The organism is Parageobacillus sp. G301, from assembly GCF_030268025.1.
Classification (GTDB): domain Bacteria; phylum Bacillota; class Bacilli; order Bacillales; family Anoxybacillaceae; genus Parageobacillus_B; species Parageobacillus_B toebii.
In genome coordinates this window covers 1,357,485-1,376,226 of record NZ_BSDB01000002.1, presented here as the reverse complement: position 1 = coordinate 1,376,226, position 18,742 = coordinate 1,357,485, and the positions used below count along the sequence as shown (strand labels likewise).

At 42.0% G+C, this 18,742-nt stretch carries 23 protein-coding genes and 1 pseudogene; 8 read left to right on the top strand and 16 right to left on the bottom strand.

The features are described from left to right. Positions 1–187: 187 nt before the first annotated feature. Positions 188–631, top strand: a complete 444-nt coding sequence (locus tag QSJ37_RS15900) for an Hsp20/alpha crystallin family protein (RefSeq protein WP_285756084.1) — start codon at positions 188–190, stop codon at positions 629–631. Positions 632–648: 17 nt separating this feature from the next. Here QSJ37_RS15900 and QSJ37_RS15895 read toward each other — a convergent pair whose 3' ends face one another. The 5 genes from QSJ37_RS15895 to QSJ37_RS15875 form a co-directional block, all read right to left on the bottom strand. Beyond that, positions 649–1,674, bottom strand: a complete 1,026-nt coding sequence (locus tag QSJ37_RS15895) for a LacI family DNA-binding transcriptional regulator (RefSeq protein ID WP_285756083.1) — start codon at positions 1,672–1,674, stop codon at positions 649–651. Between the two features lie 69 nt (positions 1,675–1,743). After that, positions 1,744–2,679, bottom strand: coding sequence for an aldose epimerase family protein (locus QSJ37_RS15890; RefSeq protein WP_285756082.1), 936 nt, complete (start codon positions 2,677–2,679; stop codon positions 1,744–1,746). After that, positions 2,676–4,193 (bottom strand): UDP-glucose--hexose-1-phosphate uridylyltransferase, encoded by a 1,518-nt coding sequence (gene galT / locus QSJ37_RS15885; RefSeq protein WP_285756081.1) that lies wholly within the window; start codon positions 4,191–4,193, stop codon positions 2,676–2,678. The genes QSJ37_RS15890 and galT overlap by 4 nt, the downstream gene beginning before the upstream one ends. A 2-nt stretch (positions 4,194–4,195) precedes the next feature. Further along, positions 4,196–5,182, bottom strand: a complete 987-nt coding sequence (galE, locus tag QSJ37_RS15880; RefSeq protein ID WP_285756080.1) for a UDP-glucose 4-epimerase GalE — start codon at positions 5,180–5,182, stop codon at positions 4,196–4,198. Further along, entirely contained in the window at positions 5,179–6,363 is a 1,185-nt protein-coding gene (locus QSJ37_RS15875; RefSeq protein ID WP_285756079.1) for a galactokinase, read from the bottom strand. The genes galE and QSJ37_RS15875 overlap by 4 nt, the downstream gene beginning before the upstream one ends. Before the next feature lie 141 nt (positions 6,364–6,504). On the opposite strand from QSJ37_RS15875, the gene QSJ37_RS15870 reads away from it, so the two are divergent. Next, positions 6,505–7,287 (top strand): EcsC family protein, encoded by a 783-nt coding sequence (locus tag QSJ37_RS15870; protein ID WP_285756078.1) that lies wholly within the window; start codon positions 6,505–6,507, stop codon positions 7,285–7,287. Between the two features lie 7 nt (positions 7,288–7,294). Here the strand turns inward: QSJ37_RS15870 and QSJ37_RS15865 are convergent. From QSJ37_RS15865 to QSJ37_RS15835, 7 genes and pseudogenes are all read right to left on the bottom strand, one after another. After that, positions 7,295–9,501 (bottom strand): annotated as a pseudogene (locus QSJ37_RS15865) (alpha-galactosidase). A gap of 227 nt (positions 9,502–9,728) precedes the next feature. Further along, positions 9,729–11,393, bottom strand: a complete 1,665-nt coding sequence (locus tag QSJ37_RS15860; protein WP_285756077.1) for a glycerol-3-phosphate dehydrogenase/oxidase — start codon at positions 11,391–11,393, stop codon at positions 9,729–9,731. Between the two features lie 191 nt (positions 11,394–11,584). Further along, a complete protein-coding gene (locus QSJ37_RS15855; protein ID WP_081189453.1) occupies positions 11,585–12,148 on the bottom strand; it encodes a glycerol-3-phosphate responsive antiterminator in 564 nt (187 codons plus the stop codon). 15 nt (positions 12,149–12,163) lie between these two features. After that, positions 12,164–12,325: a hypothetical protein gene (locus QSJ37_RS15850; RefSeq protein WP_162839694.1), complete on the bottom strand. Its 162-nt coding sequence runs from the start codon at positions 12,323–12,325 to the stop codon at positions 12,164–12,166. Positions 12,326–12,341: 16 nt separating this feature from the next. After that, positions 12,342–13,739 (bottom strand): HAMP domain-containing sensor histidine kinase, encoded by a 1,398-nt coding sequence (locus tag QSJ37_RS15845; protein ID WP_285756074.1) that lies wholly within the window; start codon positions 13,737–13,739, stop codon positions 12,342–12,344. Continuing rightward, positions 13,736–14,410, bottom strand: a complete 675-nt coding sequence (locus QSJ37_RS15840; RefSeq protein ID WP_285756073.1) for a response regulator transcription factor — start codon at positions 14,408–14,410, stop codon at positions 13,736–13,738. The genes QSJ37_RS15845 and QSJ37_RS15840 overlap by 4 nt, the downstream gene beginning before the upstream one ends. Before the next feature lie 157 nt (positions 14,411–14,567). Next, positions 14,568–14,690 (bottom strand): hypothetical protein, encoded by a 123-nt coding sequence (locus tag QSJ37_RS15835; protein WP_285756071.1) that lies wholly within the window; start codon positions 14,688–14,690, stop codon positions 14,568–14,570. Positions 14,691–14,911: 221 nt separating this feature from the next. Here QSJ37_RS15835 and QSJ37_RS15830 point away from each other — a divergent pair, with 221 nt between their 5' ends. Continuing rightward, a complete protein-coding gene (locus QSJ37_RS15830; protein ID WP_285756069.1) occupies positions 14,912–15,379 on the top strand; it encodes an Hsp20/alpha crystallin family protein in 468 nt (155 codons plus the stop codon). A 41-nt stretch (positions 15,380–15,420) separates the two neighbouring features. Here the strand turns inward: QSJ37_RS15830 and QSJ37_RS15825 are convergent, their stop codons facing one another. After that, positions 15,421–15,564, bottom strand: coding sequence for a hypothetical protein (locus QSJ37_RS15825; protein WP_162839695.1), 144 nt, complete (start codon positions 15,562–15,564; stop codon positions 15,421–15,423). A gap of 127 nt (positions 15,565–15,691) precedes the next feature. Between QSJ37_RS15825 and QSJ37_RS15820 the strand changes: the two genes are divergently transcribed. Both QSJ37_RS15820 and QSJ37_RS15815 read left to right on the top strand, forming a co-directional pair. Next, positions 15,692–15,880 carry a hypothetical protein gene (locus QSJ37_RS15820; RefSeq protein ID WP_285756164.1) on the top strand — a complete coding sequence of 63 codons (189 nt, stop codon included), beginning with the start codon at positions 15,692–15,694 and terminating at the stop codon, positions 15,878–15,880. Further along, complete coding sequence (locus QSJ37_RS15815; protein ID WP_062678504.1) at positions 15,880–16,134, top strand: sigma-G-dependent sporulation-specific acid-soluble spore protein CsgA; 255 nt, start codon at positions 15,880–15,882, stop codon at positions 16,132–16,134. Before QSJ37_RS15820 ends, QSJ37_RS15815 begins: the two co-directional genes overlap by 1 nt. 35 nt (positions 16,135–16,169) lie before the next feature. Here QSJ37_RS15815 and QSJ37_RS15810 read toward each other — a convergent pair whose 3' ends face one another. Further along, entirely contained in the window at positions 16,170–16,508 is a 339-nt protein-coding gene (locus QSJ37_RS15810; RefSeq protein WP_285756067.1) for a YppG family protein, read from the bottom strand. A 167-nt stretch (positions 16,509–16,675) separates the two neighbouring features. Here QSJ37_RS15810 and QSJ37_RS15805 point away from each other — a divergent pair, with 167 nt between their 5' ends. Together QSJ37_RS15805 and QSJ37_RS15800 are read left to right on the top strand one after the other, a co-directional pair. Continuing rightward, a complete protein-coding gene (locus QSJ37_RS15805) occupies positions 16,676–16,876 on the top strand; it encodes a YppF family protein (RefSeq protein ID WP_015864237.1) in 201 nt (66 codons plus the stop codon). Between the two features lie 83 nt (positions 16,877–16,959). Further along, on the top strand, positions 16,960–17,130 hold the full coding sequence (locus QSJ37_RS15800) for a hypothetical protein (RefSeq protein ID WP_162839696.1): 171 nt from the start codon (positions 16,960–16,962) through the stop codon (positions 17,128–17,130). 43 nt (positions 17,131–17,173) lie between these two features. Here the strand turns inward: QSJ37_RS15800 and QSJ37_RS15795 are convergent, their stop codons facing one another. Then, positions 17,174–17,542: a YppE family protein gene (locus QSJ37_RS15795; RefSeq protein ID WP_285756064.1), complete on the bottom strand. Its 369-nt coding sequence runs from the start codon at positions 17,540–17,542 to the stop codon at positions 17,174–17,176. Between the two features lie 62 nt (positions 17,543–17,604). After that, complete coding sequence (locus tag QSJ37_RS15790) at positions 17,605–17,853, bottom strand: hypothetical protein (RefSeq protein WP_015864240.1); 249 nt, start codon at positions 17,851–17,853, stop codon at positions 17,605–17,607. Between the two features lie 259 nt (positions 17,854–18,112). On the opposite strand from QSJ37_RS15790, the gene recU reads away from it, so the two are divergent. Continuing rightward, positions 18,113–18,718 (top strand): Holliday junction resolvase RecU, encoded by a 606-nt coding sequence (gene recU, locus QSJ37_RS15785; RefSeq protein WP_081189457.1) that lies wholly within the window; start codon positions 18,113–18,115, stop codon positions 18,716–18,718. Positions 18,719–18,742: the final 24 nt, after the last annotated feature.

Here is an 18,742-nt window from a genome sequence, read left to right as displayed (position 1 = left end):
TTATTCGATTAGTCCTAATAAAACGAATGGGCGAGTCGGTTATATAAAAAGCGTAAAGGGGCTTCCGTATTTGGGAGTCCCATTCTTTATACAATAACCTTTCACAAAATCTTTGTATAAAACAGCGCTTCCTAAAACAAACTATTTGATGACAAATATATTAACGATCCAAAGGAGGGCGCTGTTTATGTCTTTAATCCCTTATGATCCATTTCGCCATTTAGAAACAATGCGCAGAGACCTTAGCCGATTTTTTTCAACCGATTTCCCTTCTCTTTTCACCCATATGGATGACCATATCGGGATGCCGCGCATGGATATGCATGAAACGGAAAACGAATATGTCGTATCGTGCGATCTCCCTGGTCTAGAGAAAAAAGAAGACGTGCACATCGACGTACACAACAATATTTTAACGATTAGCGGCACCATCCAGCGAGACCAAAACATTAAAGAAGAACAAATGCATCGCCGCGAACGCTTTTTCGGCCGTTTTCAACGTTCCATTACGCTGCCATCGGATGCAGCAACAGATAACATTAAAGCAACATATAAAAATGGTGTGCTCGATATCCATATTCCAAAAACAACATCTAGTCCGAAAAAGCGCGTTGATATCGAATTTCACTAATGAAGTAAAGGGAGCTGCTACATTGAACAGCTCCCTTTTGAACAAACTTGACTGCTTTCTCGAACAATGAGTTTTGTTGGCACAACCACTTTTTTGCAAATGGTTCGCTTCGTCGTTAGTCTCTCTACTAACAATTCTACCGCCGTCTCTCCCATAAACTCTGTATACACTTTTACCGTTGTTAATGGCGGGTGGATAAATTTCGCGGTCGGAATATCATTAAATCCGACGATAGATATATCATCAGGAACTGGAATTTGCGCTTCATGAAGCGCGCGCAGCGCCCCAATCGCCATCGAATCACTGGCGATAAAAAAAGCGGTTGGAATGTCTTTTGCAGAGATTGCTTGTTTCATTAATCGATAGCCGTCTTCAGCGGTAAAACTTCCTGTCCATACATATCGAGAATCATATATTCCTTTCAAGTACAAATATTCGTAAAACGTCGCTTCGCGCTCATCATGAAGAAGCGTTTGTCCGTCTACATATTCACGTCCGCCAATATAGCCGATTTTTTTGTGGCCGAGTCGAAGAAGATAGTCTAACACGGTAATCGTTGATTTCCTTAAATCAATGACAACGGAGTCAAATTTTTGCTCATCTGGCGAACAATCTACAAACACGATATGCTCAGTGCTTGCCGCAAACGCACTGACATCTTTCGGCCCAAACTTTCCAACCGCAATAATTCCATCTAAATTTTCCATCCGTTCCTCTGAATAGGAGCCGTTTTGTTTAAACAACTTTACTAACTCGATTTGTCGTTCAAAACATTCTTTTTCTACCCCTAAACGAATCGCCATGTAATACGGATCATCAAGTTCCTGCCGTTCCGAATACCAATGAACAAGCCCAAATCGAAATCGTTCTTTCGTTTGTTGGCTGCGTTCCCGCAATGTTTTATAATTCAATTGTTGAGCTACTTCGAAAATGCGTTTTCTCGTTTCATCCGATACCGATAAGGTTGTATCATAATTAAGAACGCGCGATACAGTGGCAACAGATACGCCGACTTTTTCCGCAATTTCTTTTAACGTCGCCATTGGTGAAATAGATCCCTTCCTCTATATGTTTTTTTACAATAAATTTTCTTTGCAATGTTCTAGATCATATCATTCTGCCCCTATTTCTATTTGAAACCACCATGTAAATACGCCCTTTGGTTCCACAAATGAAACTTTCCGAATGGCATAAGCGACAGACAAATGATCGTACACTCCCGTGCACGGTTCGAGCGCCAAATTATAGTCGCCGCGATAGCCACCTTGCGTTTTCCAAACTCCTAAATACGGAATTTTTTCCGCTGGATAGTGGTACATTAGTTTGCGTCCTGTATTTTCTTGAACGATTCCGCACATTCCTTTCGGGACGCGCTCGGTAAAATAAAATTTCTCACAGTTGTTCGCAGATGGCGGCTCCATTTTTGATAAATCCAACGGTTTCCCGGTTTTTCGCGAAATCGTAACGGGATACGGATGAATTGTTCCCCATTCGCCAAGATGTTCCGTCTGATGTTCGACGGTCATTACGCTGGTCAAACTGTCAGGAACGACGATTTTTGTATATTCGTCACATCGCAAAAGCGCATGAGGGGTCCAAATAAAGTAAAATCGTGTGTCGCCATCATTGGTGACCGCATAATCAAAACAAAGTCGATTCATTTCTAACCAAACTCGCTTTGTCATTGTATACGGGAAAACAGGACTTTTGACAGTAAAAACAACCGTCTCCCCTTCCAAACGATATTCCCACGGAAGCGCCCATACTTCTCCGTGATCAGGAATCGGCTTTCCCGTTACAGGATCAAAACAAGCATCGATGCTTGGAAATACTTCATCGAATCCACTAGAATCATAGTCGCTAAAAACAGCGCCGTAACTCGGTATGGTGAGCGTATCGCTTTTTGCTTGAAACAACCATTCTTTATTCGTTTCTTTATCGATTAACGAAGCGAGTTTACTGCCGTACTCCGGCAAAAACACGGCTCTTATATAATTGTTTTCCAAAATGATGCTTTTTAGTCCTTTGAACGTTCCTTCCCGAATCATGACAACTTCTCCTGCACTTTCCGTAAAAAAGTACGAAATGCTTGTTTTCCTCTCTCGGTTCGTTTAAAAACACCAGCGTGTTCTAATACGGTAATAAATCGCTGCCCTACCTCATGCTGTAAAATATCCAACACGGTTTCTTTCGTAATGTCTGTATATCTGCTGCGAATTTCTTCATACCAGTCCCAATGTTTTAACAACGCTGGGTCCCAATCCTCTTTTTTCGTATGTTGAATAAGATATTGTGCTAATATGTCCAATTCTTTCGCAAGTCTTCCAGGTAAAACGGCAAGCCCCATCACTTCAATTAAACCGATATTCTCCTTTTTAATATGATGCAATTCTTCATGAGGATGAAAAATCCCGTATGGATGTTCACGTGATGTCCGATTATTGCGCAAAACGATATCCATTTCAAACAAACCGGCGCGCCGTCTCGCGATTGGCGTGACGGTGTTGTGCGGAGTAGTACCGCTTTTGGCATAAATATCGACACTCGGATCACTATACGTTTGCCACGTTCGGTAAATGACATCAGCCGCTTCAAGCACTTCCTCTTTTTTGCCGCGGAGACGAATGACTGACATCGGCCAGCGGACGATTCCTGCCGCGAGTGACGGAAAAGCAGAAAAAGAAACATATTCTTCGATTTCAGCTTTTTCCATCGCAAACGTGTAGTTTCCACCTTGAAAATGATCATGCGCTAAAATCGAGCCGCCGACAATCGGTAAATCAGCGTTCGAACCGATGAAATAGTGCGGAAATTTTTCGATGAAATCGAGCAAGCGCGCGAACGTTTTTCGTTCCATTTTCATCGGCACATGCTCGGCGTGGAACACAATACAATGTTCATTGTAATATACATATGGGGAATATTGGAAATACCATTTCTCGTCTAATAACACAAGAGGAATGACGCGATGATTAGAGCGCGCCGGATGATGCCACGTTCCTTCATATCCTTCATTTTCTTTGCATAGCACGCACTTTGGGTACGAAGATGCCGGCTCGTCTTTTAATTTGGCGATTTCTTTCGGGTCTTTCTCTGGTTTGGATAAATTGATCGTAATATCAATCTCTCCGTATTCGGTTTTCGTTTTCCATTGTTTATTTTTCGCAATCCGCGCTGTTTGAATGTAATTGGAAGCTTTGCTAAGAGCATAAAACCAGTCTGTTGCTAGTTTCGGTTCTTTCTGATATTTGGCATAAAATTCACGGATCACTTCGGATGGACGCGGCATTAAACAGTTCATCAGCTTAGCATCCCATATATCCCGCTCTGTCGTCGTATTCGTCTTGATGCGGCCATTTTCGTACGCCCAATCTAAAATGGCCTCTAATATCGGTGAAGGAGAGGCAAAGGACACATCCTTTACCTCCACTGGTTTCCACTCCTCTAACTGCAGCGCCGCCAACAGGCGATTGCGAGCGTAAACGATATCTTCACGATGAATCAGTCCGTTTGCGATCCCGTATTGGATAAGCTGTTCTAACGCTTCAAAAATGTCTGCCACCGTCACACACCTCGATATCCGTTCGGTTTCGCTTGATGCCACTCCCATGCGGAAGCAACAATATCAATAATCGATGTATATTTCGGCTCCCAGCCGAGCTCTCGTTTTGCTTTTTCCGAGGATGCGACGAGCTTCGCCGGGTCTCCCGGACGCCGCGCCACGACGCGTGCCGGAATCGGATGGCCTGTTACTTTTCTAGCTGCTTCGATGACTTCTTTTACGGTAAATCCGCTGCCGTTTCCTAAATTATAAACGTTGCTTTCCGCACCGCTTCGCAATTTTTCAACAGCTAAAATATGGGCGTCGACTAAATCAAGAACATGAATATAATCGCGGATGCATGTACCGTCAGGCGTATCGTAATCATCTCCAAAAATATGAATCTCTTCCCGCTGCCCAAGCGGCACTTTTAAAATTAACGGGATTAAGTGCGTTTCCGGATTATGGTCTTCGCCGATGATCGTCCCGTATGCCCCCGCGACATTAAAATAACGAAGAGAGATGTAACGAATTCCGTAAGCACGATCCACCCATTTCATCATTTTTTCCATCGCCAATTTCGTTTCTCCATATGTGTTGGTTGGCAGCGTTGGATCCGTTTCCACAATCGGAATTTGTTTCGGTTCACCGTATACTGCGGCCGTCGAGGAAAAGACGATTTGTTTCACACCAAACTCGTTCATCACTTCTAACAATACTTGCGTCCCATAAACGTTATTGTCGTAATATTTGAGCGGCTCTTGCATGCTTTCGCCGACAAGGGAATTAGCGGCAAAGTGGATGACCGTATCAATATCATGCTTTCGAAACACTTCGCGCAAAAACGCGCGGTCGCGAATATCGCCTTCGTAAAAGATCGCTTCCGGATGGACGGCCTCCCGATGCCCTGTTTGCAAATTATCAACAACAATGACCTTTTCTCCCTTTTCGATTAAGCGATATACCGCATGGCTGCCGATATAGCCTGCGCCGCCGCAGACAAGAATCATACGCTCATCTCCTTTTCTCCCGTTATTTCTTTCGCTCCATCACCAATTTTCACAACATAAAAACTAGCTTCATAGCCAATTTTTTTCGCATATTCATTCCCTACTTGCTCAATAAAAGAAGGAATGAACTCATCTTTTACAATATTTACGGTACAGCCGCCAAAACCGGCTCCAGTCATGCGGGCGCCGATCGTCCCTTCGTGGTTCCACGCCGCTTCAACAAGCGTATCAAGCTCTAAGCCTGTCACTTCATAATCATCGCGCAGCGAAATGTGGGATTGTTTCATTAACTCGCCAAAGCGCGCCAAATCTCCTTTTTCCAACGCAGTAGCCGCCTCTATCGTCCGTTCATTTTCCGTCACGGCATGGCGCGTGCGTTTTCGTTCGATTGGGGAAAGAAGGTGATCATACTGTTCTAATTGCTCGCTTGTCAGCTCGCCAAGCGACTCGATATTTAGCTGCGCTTTTAATTTCAACAAAGCAGCTTCACACGTCGATCTTCGTTCGTTATACGCTGAATCGGCCAAACCACGCTTTTTATTCGTATTTGCGATGACAATCGAACAATGATTAAACGCCACAGGAATATAGCGGTATGCCAGCGTTTGGCAATTTAAGAGAATCGCATGATTTCGCTTTCCCATTCCGACGGCAAATTGATCCATAATGCCACAGTTGACGCCAACATATTCATTTTCTACTTTTTGGCTCATTTTCACAAGCTCGAGCATATCGATATGCTGCTCGAATAACTCATTCATCATCACCGCCGTAACTAATTCAATCGAAGCGGAAGACGATAACCCGGCGCCGTTCGGGATCGTTCCATAATACAAAATATCAAGTCCCGTCTCGATCGGATAAAACGATTGAAACGCAGCAATAACTCCCTTTGGATAATTTGCCCATCCGTGCTTGTCTTGGTAGGATAGGTCGTCATAAGATACGGTAATGATCCCTGTTTCCGGAAAATTTTTTGAGTAAAAGCGAATAAACGGATGTGCCGTTTTTCGCACAAGCGCATACGTCCCAATTTCTAAAGCGCACGGCAGCACATGCCCGCCGTTATAGTCCGTATGCTCGCCAATTAAATTCACGCGGCCTGGCGCGAAGAAAATACGAATTTCTTCATTTCTGCCTCCTAATAATTCAGTAAACGTTTTTATTAAATTGGTGATCATGAATGATACCCCCTAAATATACCTTTAGTAAATATTTTAGTAAAATTTTTATTATGGATCAATAAAAAAGAAACATTTTCTTTTTGGAAAACGTATAAGAAGTAGCTTATTCCATCATCTTATATATAAGGGGGTTATCCAATGGAAACAAAACAAGTATTAGAACAAGAACTGCAATCAATCCACCGCTGGGAACAAGAGCAAAAAGATTTATGGTTTTGGGAAAAACTTGGGCGCTTGCCGTTTAAAGTACTTGATCAACTGACACCGAGCATCGTACATAAAAAACTCGGGCAATTGCTTGACGAATTGGGAAGTTATATACAAACAGGCGGGCAATATCTTGTCAATGAAGAAAAAATATTAGAGAAACTCCACGTCACAACGGTGCAACAAGCCGCACATCTGCCGCTTGCGACAATGGACCGCGTTTGTGATGAGTTGATTCAATCGCGGGTAACATTCGCGCAATACCAGGGGGCAACGACAGGCGTCGGCGGAATACTGACACTTGCCATTGACATTCCTGCATTGCTCGGTCTTGCGTTAAAAACATTACAGGAAATCGCCATTATTTACGGTTATAACCCGAAAGAGAAAAAAGAACGTATTTTTATTGTAAAATGTTTACAATTTACTTCCGCTGATATTGTCGGCAAAAAAGCGATTTTGGACGAGCTTACGTCATTTTCCAACGAGCATCGGCAAGTTTTTTCCCAAATCCAAGGATGGCGCGAAGTGATGATGACATTCCGTGACCAATACGGCTGGAAAAAGCTGTTTCAATTTGTTCCAATTGTCGGCATTATTTTTGGCGCGGTGTTTAATAGAGCTTTTATTAAAGATATCGCTGAAACAGGGAAAATATTGTATCGGAAGCGGCGGATTTTAGAAAGACTCTCTCAACTAGAAACCGGTGTCTAGCCGCATTCTAGACACCGGTCTTTGATAAACGAGATTCTTTTAAACGCCAGATGACACTAATAAAATCACCGCGACGCCTCGGCACGTTCAGTCCTGCATACATAAGCTCATCGCCGCCGTACATTTCTCCGCTGCCGATGATTTCGTAATCTTTATTTGGATCCAACCCTTTAAGCCGCAAAAACGACAGCGGAGCATTCGCTTCCGCCAGCACGCGAAAATAGGCGACAAACGCCTCCGATTTGTCTTCGGAAACAAACATCCATGCCGTTTCATTTCCTTCAAATGGGCTTAATATTCGGTAAAACGTTCCAAACTGCACAAGACGGCGAATGTCTTTATAAAATGCGACTTGCTGCTTGACAATGGCTTTTTCTTCTTCGCTTAACTTTGTCAAATCCAGTTCATATCCAAAGTTCCCAGACATCGCCACATGCCCGCGCATTTCCAGTGAGGTGATGCGATGAACTTGATGATTCGGAACTGCTGACACATGAGCGCCCATCGCACTGATTGGATATACAAGACTAGTGCCATACTGAATTTTCAAGCGGGCAACGGCGTCGGTATTGTCGCTCGTCCATGTTTGCGGCATGTAATATAACATCCCTGGGTCAAACCGTCCTCCACCGCCGGAACAACTTTCAAATAAGATATGCGGAAAACGTGAAGTGATTTCCTCCATCACGCGATATAACCCTAAAATGTAACGGTGGGCGGTTTCGCGCTGCCGTTCCGGAGGCAGGGCGGCAGAGCCGATCTCTGTCATATGGCGGTTCATATCCCATTTCACATACGAAATCGGCGCGCTCGCTAACACGTTGGAAATGGCTTGAATGATATAGTCGCACACTTCTTTGCGGGAATAGTCCAACACAAGCTGATTTCGTCCTTCCGACCGCGGACGACTCGGCACATGAAGGCACCAGTCTGGATGCTTCCGATACAGCTCGCTGTCCACCGAAACCATTTCCGGTTCCAACCATAACCCAAACCGCATTCCCATGTTATTGATATTTGCCGCCAATCCCGCCAATCCGTTTGGAAGCTTTCTTTTATCGACGAACCAATCTCCTAATGAACTGCGGTCATTATCGCGTTTGCCAAACCAGCCATCGTCTAGCACAAATAGCTCAATCCCTAATTCCGCCGCTGTTTTCGCAAGACGCAAAATTTTTTCTTCATTAAAATTAAAATACGTCGCTTCCCAATTATTAATAAGAATTGGTCTCTGACGATCCCGATATACTCCGCGCGCCAAACGAGTTCGATATAGCTGATGGAATGTTTGCGACATCCCGTTTAACCCTTTATCTGAGTACACCATGACAACTTCAGGTGTTTGAAATGACTCACCTGGCTCTAACAGCCAAGTAAAATCAACGGATTTATTCCCATTGCTACGCGCGTTGTACGAAACTGGTCGACTTCTATTTGCGCGAGAAAATTACCGCTATATACAAGACTAAAACCGTATACTTCCCCATAATCCTCGTTTGCTCCTTTTTGAAGCAAGGCGATGAATGGATTATGTTGATGGCTGCTGGCGCCGCGTCGGCTTTCCACTGATTGTGTTCCGTTAATAAGCGGCTGTCTTTCCACCGCTCGTTCCCTTGCCCACGCTCCCGGCAAATGCAGCCATTCGCATTCGGCATGAGGAAAATCTACGTTCATGCTTAACGCCCGCAACAACTTAATGCTCTCAAAACCATTATTGTCAAAACGAACGGAACGCGTCATCACATTCCACCGCTCATACACCGTATAAAGCAGCGTAACGTGTAATCCGATCACGCGGTCTTCCAGCACAATTTCTAACGTTTCCGCCTCATCTTCGTGTTCGACATAGGTGGCAGGCAGCTCTTTTAACTTTGGCTTTCCTTTATAAATGCGATGCGTTTTGTAGCGCAAATCTGAAATGGTTGATCCATTTTCGAGATAAACCTGATACGCCGGCGCGCGAAAATCAGTATTTCCGTACGCTGGATATTCCTGCGGCAATGTATCTAACGAAAAACGACGATTAGATAAATCCGGATTAGGGGAAAACGGGCGATGCACAAGCCGAAGCTTTCTCGATCTTCCTCCATTTCTAGTCTTTTTACCCCAATAAAGATGAGCTAAATATCCGCAACCGACAATTTGCATCATGTAACTCATATCGTTCGCTTGAAGATGAAACATTTTAGTCATTGGCTGATATGTAATTCCCATCCTTATATACCCCTTTTAGTCAGCTTAACAATAACTTGTCATATTTTTAAGTAAAAATTCAGTATAACAAAATTTCATGCTACTATTAATATTTATTAAGGAGTAAGGAATAATATATAAAAAAATATATAAAAAAATGGTGCTCAAGAGAGTTAGAATTGAGCACCATTCTTTCAAAGGATTTTAGTGAGACATCGTTGCTTCCCGAAACGCTTTTACTTATCTTATTAATCATGTTCACTCGGAACAACCGCTTGATGCAACGCTTTTTCCAGTTCTTCTGCATAGGCAGCCGTTTGTTCTTCCGTCCATTGCAAATAGTTGGCCATAAAGGCAGTGACGCGGTCTTTCCAGCGGCGAACAGAAGCGATATCAAACAATAGCGCGCCAGTACGACGGATGAAATAATCAATCGGTTTTGCGGTCATTTCATAGTCAATGGCATATACAAGGCGAACAAACTGCTCGCGGGAAAGACCGCATGAATCATCGTATTGTTCACTTAGTTCAAATAATTGATCGACGTTGGTGCCGTATATTTTCGCTAATCGTTCCCCTTCTTCTTTCGTAAAACCATAGCGCACCGCTTCTTCGGCTTTTTTCGCGATAAAGGCTGGCAATTGCTGTGAGCCGCCAACATCTCCGCCGGAAATCGGTAAATGTTTTGTTTGGCATGGACGGAATGTTCGTCCTTCTTCTTTTTCCAACAGTTTCGCAACTAAATCGACGACCGTTTCTGCCATTTTCCGATAACCGGTTAGTTTTCCGCCAGCAATCGTAATCAGCCCTGTTGGAGATTGCCAAATTTCGTCCTTGCGTGAAATTTCCGATGGGTCTTTTCCTTCTTCATATATAAGCGGCCGAACACCCGCCCAGCTTGATTCAATATCATCCGCTGTAATGTTTACGGATGGGAACATATAGCGAATCGCACGCAGTAAATAATCGCGGTCTTCTTTTGTCATTGTCGGGTTGGCAATATCTCCGTTGTAAAACGTATCGGTCGTGCCGACATACGTTTTTCCATCGCGTGGAATCGCGAATACCATGCGGCCGTCCGGCGTATCAAAATAAATCGCTTGTTTTAACGGAAATCGTTTTTGATCGATGACAATATGAACTCCTTTTGTCAGCTGCAGCATTTTCCCCGTTTTTGAATGGTCTTTTTCCCGCAGCGTATCTACCCATGGCCCGGCAGCGTTGATCACTTTTTTCGCGCGTATTTCGTAAGTGCGGCCGCTTAGCTGATCGCGGCATCGCGCACCGATCACCTTGCCGCTTTCATTGTAAAGAAATTCTTCCACCTTCGTATAGTTTACGGCATGAGCGCCGAATTCCGCCGCTTTTTTCATGACTTCTATCGTCAAACGGGCATCATCCGTACGATATTCGACGTAGTAGCCGCCTCCTAGAAGGCCTTCCTGTTTAATCAACGGCTCTTTTTGCAATGTTTGTTGGGCATTTAACATGATTCGTCGTTCGCTTTTTTTCACCCCGGCTAAATGATCATATACCCATAGGCCGACAGATGTGCTCCATTTGCCAAACGTTCCCCCTTTATGAATCGGCAAAAGCATCCACTCTGGCGTAGTGACATGCGGACCGTTTTCATAAACGATCGCCCGCTCTTTTCCCACTTCGGCAACCATTTTTACTTCGAATTGTTTCAAATAACGAAGTCCGCCGTGTACGAGCTTGGTCGAACGGCTGGAAGTACCTGCCGCGAAATCTTGCATTTCCACAAGCGCTGTTTTCATGCCGCGCGTGACTGCGTCTAACGCAATACCACAGCCGGTAATGCCGCCTCCTATCACTAATACATCGTAATATTCTTTGCTCATTTCTTCCAAACGTTGACGACGTTGTTTGCTTGAAAACAATGCCGCTGTCATGAAAAAACTCCTCCTTTATTGTTAAAAGACAAAAAGAGACCATTGCAAACACGATAAGCTTCCGCTTACCATGCATGCATGGTCTCTCCTAATCTCCTGACTTATTATTAACTTACTTTTATTATAGCGAAAAACAGCTTGTTTGGCTAGTGAAATATGGTATCTTTTTGAAATGGCTGTTTTCCTGTTTCTTACAAAAAACACTCATAGTGTTTCCATAAATCTTTATTCGAAGTGGTTACGGAAACCGCCCCTGCTTCTAACGCGCGCTCAACGTCGTCCACGGTACGAATAAGGCCGCCGGCATAAATCGGTTTGCCTGTTCGTTCCTTTACTTCCCGAATAATATGAGGCATTGCCCCAGGGATCACCTCAATGCAATCAGGTTCTGTTTTTTCAATCAATTGATAGCTTTTTTCAAGCGCATGTGAATCGAGCAAGAAAATGCGCTGAATGGCAAGCACCTTTTTTTGTCTTGCCTTGGTGATTACATTTCCCCTCGTAGAAATAAGCCCGTACGGATGAAATTCTTGGCATAAATATTCCGCCGCATGCTCATCGTGGCTCAACCCTTGAACTAAATCCGTATGAATGATCAGTTTTTTTCCATGCTGCCGCGCGTAATGAAACACGCTTTTCAGTTGAGAAATATGCACTTCTAATAACACTCCATAAATATAGCGGCTATTTAAAAATTTCTCAAAATCTTTCATCGTTTTCATCGCAGGGATGATCTTCTGACAACGAATATCCATCGTTTTCCACCTTTTTCATGCTCTATTTTTTTCCGCCTCGATTTCTTCCATGCAAGATAATGACATCATTGTCCGCGGTTTGCAAGTCGCAATTTTTACTCCTCGTTTGCGAAATTTTTCTACGACGTGCTGGATATTTTTTTTCTGCATCATCGTACTTTCGTGAAGATGTTCCATTTGATCTCACCTTTCTTTACTTTCCTCTAGGAATCGATAACTCAACGGTTGTTCCTTTGCCGACCTCACTATCAATCGTAATTTGCCCATCGTATTTATCGATCATTTCTTTTGCGATGGCTAATCCAAGACCAACGCCGCCCTTTTCGCGGCTTCTCGCTTTATCCACACGGTAGAACCGCAAAAATACTTTTTCTAATTGATCCCGTGGTATTCCGATCCCGTAGTCTCTTACCGCAACCGTAACAAACCGCTCTTCTTCTTTGATCGAAATGGTCACTTGTTTTGCTTGTTGCGAATATTTTACCGCATTATCTAATACAATTAACAACAATTGTTCAAAATGATATTTCGTCATCCGAATTCGCGCCGCTTTACTCGATAAATCATTGATCACAAATTGAAAATTTGGATATAGAACATGGAAGTTTTTCACTACTTGTTCAATCGTTGGTTTCGGGTCAATCGGCACGATATCGTTTGGAACCTTAATGGTTTCTGCACGCGATAAATCTAAAAGCTCAAACACTAATTTTTTTAAGCGCTCCACTTCTTGAGTTGCCGCTTTCAGCGATTCCTCTAAAATATCGGGATTATGTTTTCCCCATCGTTGCAATAGGGAAAGATGGCCTTCTAAAATAGCGATTGGCGTCCGCAATTCATGGGAGGCATCTTCCACAAATTGTTTTTGTTGATCAAACAATCGCTCGATCTCATCCATCATCTTATTGAACATCATCATTAGTTCCGACATTTCATCATTAGAAGCTGGAACGTCGATGCGCTTTTTCATCCCTTTATTTTTAATATCCATCATTGTTTTTGTTAACGTTTTTAGACGTCCAACAAAATTTTGGGCAACAAGCCTGCCGATGAAAGCGCTCATGATCATTGCCACGACCCCAATGACAGTCATGATGAAAAACAGCATATTCATCATTCGTTGAAATTTCACAAGACGGCGTGCAATTTCAATCGTTCCATTCAAGGTCGAAGTATGTAAAGGCTCCCGTAAAATAATGAAACGTTCATCGTTTACAAAATGATAATCCATTTGCAACTCTTTTGGAGCACCGCTTGGCGATAAGGAAATGGAAGCGCCGTTAGAAACAGAGACAACAACGTTTCCTTTACGATCAAGCACCCGAATCAATTGGTATTTTTCGTTTAATTCTTCGAGCAGCTGTTTGCTTTGACGAATATCCTTCCATGATAGATTACGTTTTTCCGCATAATAAGTTTCAATTTCTTCAACCGTTTTTTTCATCGCTTTTTCTTCTTCGTTTAACAACCATTGCTTCACCACATGATATTGCAAAAACGTGAAAACAAAATAAGTAATAAAAATGGCAATTGCAGAAAGAAAAGTAAGCTTCCATTTTAATGAGACGTTTTCCGATCGAAAAAGTTTCATGACCGCATCACATATCCAGCGCCTCGTACTGTTTGGATATAACGTTCTTTGTCGGTTTCATCAAGTTTATGACGTAAATAACGGACATATACATCAACGACGTTTGTTTCTACTTCCGTATCAAATCCCCATACTTTATTTAGTAAAGTATCACGGGTTAAAACAATATTTGTATTTTGCAAAAATGTCACTAATAAATCGTATTCCCGTTTTGTTAATTCAATGAATTGATCGCCTTTTTTCACGGTACGAGCGTTCAAGTCAACCGTTAAATCTTTAAACGTTAACAAATGTTCTTCAGAAGGAGAATGAACGCGGCGGAATAGAGCACGAATTCGAGCAAGCAATTCTTCGATCGCAAACGGTTTAACGATATAATCATCGGCACCATTATCTAACCCCATCACACGGTCAAACACACTGTCTCTTGCCGTAATCATAATGATAGGTGTTTGTTTTACCGCACGTATACGACGACATACTTCCATCCCGTTTAGACTTGGAAGCATCACATCTAATAAAATAAGCCCCCATTCTTCCGATAGAGCCAACTCAAGACCTTCCCTGCCATCATGACTTACACGCACCTCATATCCTTCATGGGTCAAATCCAACTCAATAAACCGCGCTAAATTTGCCTCATCTTCAATGATTAAAATGCGATGACTCATCTTTCTTCCCTCACTTTAATTTCCAATTTATTCCTGTTCGTTTATTTTTCCTTATCATAATCATATCAAAAAGAAAAGCCAATCGCCGTATGCGATTAGCATCAACAATCATCATACTCGTTTCCTTGATCAATATTATCCCCAATCTGCAACACCATTACGAATGGCGATCAACTAAATAATCAATAAACGCTTCGACGATTTCGATTGCTTGGTAAGAAAGGAGCGATACAGCTGTTCCAGAAAAAAATACAGTAACTAGCCAATCAAAAATATGCATTGTGATGCCCTCCCCCTTTGGGTTGCTATCAGTTCCTTATGTTAGTACCACAGGCAAAACAGGCAAACACTTTCTCCATGCATAGCATTATCGTCATTTCATCATATTCCATAAACGTTAAAAACACATTAAAATCCCTTAAAAAATAAGAGTGACTTTTTTTCATTACTGCACATACATTTAAACTAAGGAATGCCATGCGAAAGGAGGGCTATGGGGGAATGAGCGATCATTTTCAGCCGCCGATGAAAAAAGAGGGAAATAATAACCCGTTCCAACATTTATGGGAAATGGTCGACCAATTTTTTGATGAACGACCGTTAAAAAAAATGATGGAAACGCTCGATGAATACTTCCAGAAAACGCTTTCTCACTCCTATATTCCAATTGATGTTCGCGAAACGAAAGACGAATATACGATTATCGCTCATCTTCCTAATGTAAAACGAAACCAGATTCAGCTGGAATTTATCGATAATCATTTACAGCTTATCATCCAAAATAATGAAATGATCGAATCAATAGACGAACAAAGTCATTTTTATCAACGACGACGAATGCATCAACATATTGCTCGCGTAATCCCATTGCCTTACGCAGTAAGTGAAAAAGAAGTAAAGGCGTCATGGAAAAACGGCAAACTGATCATCCGGCTGCCGCAAAAGCGAAAATATATCGATATCGAATAAGAAAAAGGGCATGTCCAAAACATGGGCAGCCCTTTCTTATATTATGAATTTTTATGTGATTTACTTCCGTATTTATTATTGATTTCAGGAGTCGGGTCTTTTTGAATATCCCATTCTTTCGCGATTTTTTCACGATTGTTTGGATATTTGTTTTTTCGTTCGCGATTGTCATTGCGATTTGTCACATCCAGTCACCTCCATAAAAACGGATCTGTCTTCGTTAGTTTATGCTGTTTTCTATTTTATTAACCGCTATGCATCATACATACTTTTGTCACGGTTAACTCACTCTACTTATAGGAGGTGCGGATGATGGAAAAGTCATTGCCTGATTTTGATCGATTAACCGACCGGCTCATTAATGAACCATCTGATGAACCGATGGTAGTCATAAAAACGAATCTGGATCCGAAGCAAGTTACCGAAGAAAACCCGTACACACATGGAAAACAAACCGTCAGCAAAACATTTGAAACGTTTTTTAAAGGGGAGGAAACGTAATGGAAAAGACGCTTGCTTATTTGCGGGAAATTTTATCGAACTATACAGAATACCATGATGACACCCCACGCCGCATTTATAAAAAACTGCTCAGCAAACCATACAAAAGTGAAAGCGAATTCGTCCGCGACCTGTCGCAAAAAGAAGCCGCTTTTTTAGACCGCATTTTGCCTCATGAAATTCGCTACGCGATGGATGAGCGCGATTTTGAGCGAGTATATCAATTAAATGAAGTGTATGAGCTGCTCATTTAAAAAGCAAACTCCTCCACGAACGTCCGCGGAGGAGTTTACTTTTTAAATGTGTTAATTAATCCTTTAAGCACCCCGTTTACTTGATTAACGGTATTAATCATTTGCCCCATGGTGTTCATCATTTTATTAATATCATATGTGCCATCGGATTTTTTAAACTGTGCCATTAACGACTGAATACCAGGTGATGGCGGTGTTAACAAAGGACCAGGTTTTGGGTATGGCGTAGGGTACGGAGACACAGCGGTATGTTGTTGATGCCCGATCGGCAAATAGCTAGGAAACGGCGGGGCATATTGGTATGGATGCCACGCATGGTGATATGGCGCATAAGGAGGAAATGGCGTGGATAAAGGACGTGGATATCGATACATACATCTACTCCCCCCAATTTCTAGGCTGCCATAGTATATGTGCAAAAACAGATGAACGTGAGGATGGACATGTCATGAATTGTCGGAAGTTTTAATTTTCCGAATTTAAAAAAATCCCATCTTCTTATGGTACTATTATTTATAAAAGGGGGAAGGGGGAAAGCAGGATGAACATGGCGGAATTAAAAAACAAATTTATCGCAGTAAAAGACTATGAACCGACTGATATGAATGAGTTGCTTTGTTTTACGCGCCAAATGTATTTGCGCGGAGAGATCACGATTGCACAGTACCGCGATCTTGTTCGTGAATTGGAACTTGCTGGTGCTTATAAACCAGATAATAAAAACGAATATATCGGCTTATAAATCCTGAGAGGGTTGCTTTCCCTTTCTTTTTTTGTATACTTCTCTTTTTTTTTTGCCAAAGTAATAACAAGGGGGTGTTTGCAATGGGTAGAGGCGTCCATTTTCAACATAAGCTAAAAGGCCATGACCATGAGAAACCGAAGCATGGAAACAATGTTTCGCCAAAAGCGACAGAGCGCGTCGAATATGAAATTGGAACCGTCGCAACAGAAAACAGCGGTCCTGTTTCTGTAAAGGTGAAAAAAGATTTATAATAAAAAAGCTGTCTTCTTTTACATCGAAGACAGCTTCCGTCTATCATTGCTGAACGCTCTCTTCTAAGCGTTCTTCGATAAGCAACAACGTATATTCAATTGATCGGCAAAATTGCTTGATGCGCCGATGTGGGACCGATGGATAAAATGCTTCCACACATATTTTTTCGATATTTTCTCCTGCCGTTTCAATTTGTACTTCGTAAATATGCTTTGGTCGTACTTTTTTCACCCATAAAAGAGCTATTTTTTTCCATTCGTCTACTACTTGTTTTACTTGATCAGCAAACGGCTTTACCTCTTCAAAAAAATCCGGTTCCTTTTGTTGCTCTTGAGCTTGCTGAGAAATGTATAGCAATTGCTTATTGTAGTCCAATAACTTTTCTGTCAACACTTTTAACTGTTTTTCCATGGCGATTTCCCTCCAAGCGTCCTTTTTTACTATACCACACCTTTTACGCTGAAGGGAAAAACTTAAACAAAGTAAAGCTTCGAAGCAAATGGAAGTGATGGATCCTCTCCTTCCGCAAAATCATCTAATTGCTCTTCGACATTTGCCAATTGTTGCTCTAATCGCTCAAACTGTGTTTGGTTTTGTTCATAACGCTCCTCAATGATATCTTCGATCACTTTTTCCATTTTGGCGTCTACTTGCTGTATTAATTGGAAAATTTCATATAGTTGTTTTTCCACTTCCTCTTTTTTGGCCCACCGCTGATCCACTGTTATCTCCTCCCATCTTCATGATGATAATCAATTCGCGATAAAACCTTGTCTCCCTTCCTATATGACAAAACTAGAACTATTTCGGCAAAGAAAGTGTCCGCAATCATTACTTCGAACAATTTCGACATATGTAAAATACGGTCAAGAAAAAAAATTGTCCGCGTAATCATGTATGTGAAAGGATGAGTTGAGATGCTTATTGCACCCGTTTCTCGATTTCCTATGGTATAATAAAAAGCATTCAAAGGAGATGAAGATTATGTTTAAATATCCTGGAGGCAAAACGTATGAAACAAAACAAATAAACAAGCCGATTCATCCATTTCAGACAAACTACGGAAATCGGGGAATGACGCTAGAAGAAGATTTGAATGCAACAAACGAATATTACCGCGAACACGGGATTGCCGTCATTTATAAAAAACCGACGCCGGTGCAAATCGTCCGTGTCGACTACCCAAAACGAAGTGCCGCAGTCATTAAAGAAGCATATTTTAAACAAGCATCCACCACTGACTACAACGGTGTATATCGTGGGAAATACATTGATTTCGAAGCAAAAGAAACGAAAAATAAAACATCGTTTCCATTAAAAAATTTCCATGAACACCAAATTCATCATATGCAACAAGTATTGCGGCATGGGGGAATTTGTTTTGTCATTTTGCGTTTTACTACACTGAATGAAGTTTATCTTCTTGACGCGAACCATTTGATTATGTTTTGGGAACAACAACGATCAGGAGGAAGAAAATCCATCCCGAAACGAGAAATCGAACGGTACGGCCACTACATTGCACTTGGCTACCAACCGAGAATTGATTATATTAGTGTAGTAGAAAAAGTCTACTTTTCTCATTAACAGATGTAAATTTCATAAGAAAGG

Excerpts from the sequence above, each read along its gene's own strand:
- QSJ37_RS15805 (WP_015864237.1), top strand. The coding sequence starts at position 16,676 with ATGAACATGGCGGAATTAAAAAACAAATTTATCGCAGTAAAAGACTAT.
- QSJ37_RS15850 (WP_162839694.1), bottom strand. The coding sequence starts at position 12,325 with ATGGAACATCTTCACGAAAGTACGATGATGCAGAAAAAAAATATCCAG.
- QSJ37_RS15810 (WP_285756067.1), bottom strand. The coding sequence starts at position 16,508 with ATGTATCGATATCCACGTCCTTTATCCACGCCATTTCCTCCTTATGCG.
- QSJ37_RS15855 (WP_081189453.1), bottom strand. The coding sequence starts at position 12,148 with ATGGATATTCGTTGTCAGAAGATCATCCCTGCGATGAAAACGATGAAA.
- QSJ37_RS15870 (WP_285756078.1), top strand. The coding sequence starts at position 6,505 with ATGGAAACAAAACAAGTATTAGAACAAGAACTGCAATCAATCCACCGC.
- QSJ37_RS15795 (WP_285756064.1), bottom strand. The coding sequence starts at position 17,542 with ATGGAAAAACAGTTAAAAGTGTTGACAGAAAAGTTATTGGACTACAAT.
- QSJ37_RS15800 (WP_162839696.1), top strand. The coding sequence starts at position 16,960 with ATGGGTAGAGGCGTCCATTTTCAACATAAGCTAAAAGGCCATGACCAT.
- QSJ37_RS15895 (WP_285756083.1), bottom strand. The coding sequence starts at position 1,674 with ATGGCGACGTTAAAAGAAATTGCGGAAAAAGTCGGCGTATCTGTTGCC.
- QSJ37_RS15840 (WP_285756073.1), bottom strand. The coding sequence starts at position 14,410 with ATGAGTCATCGCATTTTAATCATTGAAGATGAGGCAAATTTAGCGCGG.
- QSJ37_RS15820 (WP_285756164.1), top strand. The coding sequence starts at position 15,692 with ATGGAAAAGTCATTGCCTGATTTTGATCGATTAACCGACCGGCTCATT.
- QSJ37_RS15845 (WP_285756074.1), bottom strand. The coding sequence starts at position 13,739 with ATGAAACTTTTTCGATCGGAAAACGTCTCATTAAAATGGAAGCTTACT.
- QSJ37_RS15860 (WP_285756077.1), bottom strand. The coding sequence starts at position 11,393 with ATGACAGCGGCATTGTTTTCAAGCAAACAACGTCGTCAACGTTTGGAA.
- QSJ37_RS15875 (WP_285756079.1), bottom strand. The coding sequence starts at position 6,363 with ATGATCACCAATTTAATAAAAACGTTTACTGAATTATTAGGAGGCAGA.
- galE (WP_285756080.1), bottom strand. The coding sequence starts at position 5,182 with ATGATTCTTGTCTGCGGCGGCGCAGGCTATATCGGCAGCCATGCGGTA.
- QSJ37_RS15830 (WP_285756069.1), top strand. The coding sequence starts at position 14,912 with ATGAGCGATCATTTTCAGCCGCCGATGAAAAAAGAGGGAAATAATAAC.
- QSJ37_RS15815 (WP_062678504.1), top strand. The coding sequence starts at position 15,880 with ATGGAAAAGACGCTTGCTTATTTGCGGGAAATTTTATCGAACTATACA.
- QSJ37_RS15890 (WP_285756082.1), bottom strand. The coding sequence starts at position 2,679 with ATGATTCGGGAAGGAACGTTCAAAGGACTAAAAAGCATCATTTTGGAA.
- QSJ37_RS15835 (WP_285756071.1), bottom strand. The coding sequence starts at position 14,690 with ATGCATATTTTTGATTGGCTAGTTACTGTATTTTTTTCTGGAACAGCT.
- QSJ37_RS15900 (WP_285756084.1), top strand. The coding sequence starts at position 188 with ATGTCTTTAATCCCTTATGATCCATTTCGCCATTTAGAAACAATGCGC.